4 protein-coding genes are annotated in these 3,520 nt (G+C 65.7%); all 4 read right to left on the reverse strand.

The genetic code is table 11. The annotated features are described in order from the left end of the window. Nucleotides 1-99 precede the first annotated feature (99 nt). Entirely contained in the window at nucleotides 100-900 is an 801-nt protein-coding gene (locus tag ACIQ42_RS17230) for an SDR family NAD(P)-dependent oxidoreductase (protein WP_397423463.1), read from the reverse strand. Then, nucleotides 890-1,165 (reverse strand): hypothetical protein, encoded by a 276-nt coding sequence (locus ACIQ42_RS17235; protein ID WP_397423464.1) that lies wholly within the window; start codon nucleotides 1,163-1,165, stop codon nucleotides 890-892. Before ACIQ42_RS17235 ends, ACIQ42_RS17230 begins: the two co-directional genes overlap by 11 nt. An 83-nt stretch (nucleotides 1,166-1,248) precedes the next feature. Next, the gene (locus tag ACIQ42_RS17240; RefSeq protein WP_397423465.1) at nucleotides 1,249-2,742 is read right to left on the reverse strand and encodes a sulfatase; all 1,494 of its coding nucleotides are present in this window, start codon (nucleotides 2,740-2,742) and stop codon (nucleotides 1,249-1,251) included. Further along, nucleotides 2,739-3,520 (reverse strand): formylglycine-generating enzyme family protein (locus tag ACIQ42_RS17245; protein ID WP_397423466.1); only part of this gene is annotated, 782 nt, incomplete at its 5' end. The genes ACIQ42_RS17245 and ACIQ42_RS17240, both read right to left, overlap by 4 nt.

Here is a 3,520-nt window from a genome sequence, read left to right on the forward strand (position 1 = left end):
TCACCCCGGTTCGCTGATCCGGGCGGGATCAACGCTGGACGTCAACGGCAGGAAACTCCTCGCGGGCGATGGACAAGGCTTCTGAACCCTTGAGCCAGGCTAAATGGCGGTCAGCCCGCCATCAACGAAAAGGGCGGTTCCCGTGATGAAGCTGGCGTCATCGGAAAACAGGAACGAGACGGCGGCGGCCATCTCGTCGGACTCTGCCGCCCGGGGAATCGGCGTCCAGGGCTTGGCTCGAGGTAGGGGGCCGGAAGCTGGAGCGGCTTGCCCCTGCCGATCCTCGATGGCGTGAGGCCCCAGGTTGGTCTTGACCGCGCCCGGGCAAAGGCAGACCGCGCGGATCCCCTGTGATCCATAGTCCACAGCGATCTGGCGCGTGAGCTGCAACAAACCGCCCTTACTGGCCGCGTAGCTTGCGGCGGAGCCCCCTGCGCCGATCACGACCGAGGCGATGGATCCCGTCGTGACGATCACGCCCCTCTGATGGGTCAGGAGATGTGGCAATACGTGCTTCGAACACAGGAATGCGCCCGTCAGATTGACGCGGATCACCCGCTCCCAGTCATCAAGTGTGGTTTCGTGAATCCAGCCGCGTCCAGCCGTGCCCGCATTGGAGAACAGGCCGTCTATTCGCCCAAAGGCCGCCGCTGACGCCGTGACCATGGCTTCGACTTCCGGCTCACGCCCCACATCGCACTGTAGCGCCAGACCCCGTCCGCCCAAGGCCTCGACCTCGTGCAGGACGGCTTCGGCCAGTTCGCCCCGAACGTCGGCGATGGCCACCTGAGCGCCCTCCCGAGCCAGGCGCAGCGCCGTCGCCCGGCCGATCCCGCTGCCGCCGCCAGTGATGATGAAGCTACGCCCCGCATGTCGTGACGACCAGATTTCACCGGGCATAAAGGCTCGCCTTTTGCTGATGGAACGCGCTCACGTCTTCGCGCGTGTTGAACCGCCAACCCTCGGGCCTGCGGATGTGGCGGGAGATCCGGCCGGTATGGTCCTGACGGGTCTGGAATGCCGCTGCCATCGCCGAGCGTTCCTCGCGCGCCGACCCGGCGCTCGTCCAGATGTCGCCTGGGGAGAACAGGTCGGCTATGCGTGCGGCCTCGCCGTGATCCATCAGATGGCAGGAGGCATAGACCTGCCGTTCGCGCTCACTCATCAGTCGTATTCTAGCGTCCAGAACGGCCTCCCTGGGCGTGGATGCGCTCGGCCAGCACGATCGCCGGCCACCTGCGCGTCAGATCAGATCGGCACCTCGAAAGGCGTACCGCAGACACTGTAGCTGGTGTGCGGTCGCGAGGGCCACTTCGGGTCCTGCATGTCCTTCGCCCATTGGTCGAAGGCGGCTTCCAGTTCCTTCAGCTTGTCGGGGCGGCTCTGGGCGAGGTTGGTGGTCTCGTTCAGATCGTCCTTGAGGTTGAACAGCAGGGTGTACTTGCCGTCGAGGCTCTTCCACAACTTCCAGTCGCCGACCCGGATCGAGGCCAACGGCTGCCGACGCCATGCCAGCATGTCGTGGGGCTGACCGGTCTTCTGGCCGGTCAGGTAGGGTGTCAGGTCCACGCCATCGAACACGCGATCCTTGGGCATCTGACCACCCGCAGCGGTCAACACCGTCGGGAAGATATCCAGCGAGGAGACCACCTGACGGTTCACCTGGCCTGGCTTCAACTTTGCCGGCCAGCGCATCATCATCGGTACCCGCACCCCACCCTCATAGTGGGTAAGTTTGCCGCCCCGCAGAGGCTCGCAGGCGCACATGCCGGGGTAGTAGGCCGCGCAGCCGTTGTCGCTCAGGAAATAGATGATGGTGTTATCGCCCTCGCCTGACGCGTCGACCGCATTCAGCACCTCGCCAACCATGTCGTCCAACGAGGAGACCATGGCGGCATAGATGCGATGGGTCTCGTCTTTGATCTGCGGGAAGCGGTTGTAATACTTTTCCGTGACCTCCAGCGGGTCATGCGGCGCGGTAGTGGCCAGATACAGGAAGTAGGGCGCGTCCGAGGCGGCGTTGCGGCGCACGAACTCCACGGCGCGCCGGCCGAAATACTCCGTCAGGTATTCGTCCTCGTTCTCCACACGGGTTCGCCCGGGACCCTCATAGATCGCGTTGAGCGCGCTTCGACCCCGGGCGGAGCCGCCGCCGCCCTCGCCGCCGCCGCCGCTGGTCCGGACGCTCCTGAGCCCGGGCGTTGCGGCGCGCATGTAGCTGGTCGCACCTGACAGCAGGCCTACGAACTCGTCATAGCCGCGGTTGGTGGGGTAGTAGTCCTTGTTGGCTCCAAGGTGCCATTTTCCGACCAGGCCGGTACGATAGCCCTGCCCCTTCAACGCTTGGGCGATCGTGACCTCTCCCACAGGCAATCCAAGGTTCTCGTTCACATCCCGGCTGGCCGGGCCGTTGTTGAACTCGAAGCCGAACCGCCCCTGATAGCGTCCGGTCTGCAGGCCCGCGCGGGAAGGACCGCAGACCGGCGCACTGACATAGCCATCTGTGAACCGCACGCCCTCCAGGCCGATGCGGTCGATGTTGGGCGTAGGGATGCGGTTGATCCCATAGGCCGAGACATCAGCATACCCGAGGTCGTCGGCTATAATCACAATCACATTCGGCGCCTTGGCCGAGGCTTTGGGCGCAGGCCCCGGGGCCTTGGGCGAACCATCAATGCCGGCGCATCCTGACGCCACGAGCAGACCGGCGGCGGCGATGGAGGTCAACAGGCGGCGCATCATCCAGCGGCTCCCTCGGATAACGTGTTGGCAATCCGGGTCGGTGCGAACAATCGCCCGGCCCTCGGCGGCGGCGCGGCGCCATCAGCGGCGCAGCGGAAACCCACATGCATGTGCGAACTGTCAGGTGTCGCCCGGCCCCGCGCTGTGACCCTGAACCCCTGACAGAAGCCAGGGTCACACAGGAACGAGCCGCCGCGCTGCACGCGCTCGACGCCGCTCTTCGCGCCGGAACCGTAAGGGACGTACCAGGACGCGGTCCACTCCCAGGCGTTTCCGGCCATGTCGGTCAGGCCCGAGGGCGCGGCGCCGAAAGCGCCTACCGGCGATGTGGAGCGATAACCATCAGACCCCTCGTCCAACAGTGGAAACACGCCCTGCCACACATTGGCCCGCCAACGGCCGGACACGCTCAAGGGATCGCCGGCCTTGAAGACATGGCCATCGGCCGTCTGCCCCATTCGCGCGGCGCGCTCCCACTCGACCTCGGTGGGCAGTCTTGCGCCGTAGGCGCGGCAGAACGCGTCCGCATCCCGCCAACTAACCTGAGTGACAGGATGATCCTCGACAGCGGACGGACCGGCCGGACCACGCGGTTTTCGCCAGGTCGCGCCCTTTACGAGTTCCCAGCCGCCGGCCGCCTTGTCCAACACCGCACCGTCACCCACACGTTCTGCGTCGGTCTCGTACCCGGTTGCGCTCACGAAGGCGCGGAACTGGGCCACCGTTACCGGCGTTCGGTCCAGCGCAAAGGCATTCACCTGGACGCGAAACGCCGGAC

The organism is Phenylobacterium sp., assembly GCF_044372605.1.
In the GTDB taxonomy this organism is placed as follows: Bacteria; Pseudomonadota; Alphaproteobacteria; order Caulobacterales; family Caulobacteraceae; genus Phenylobacterium.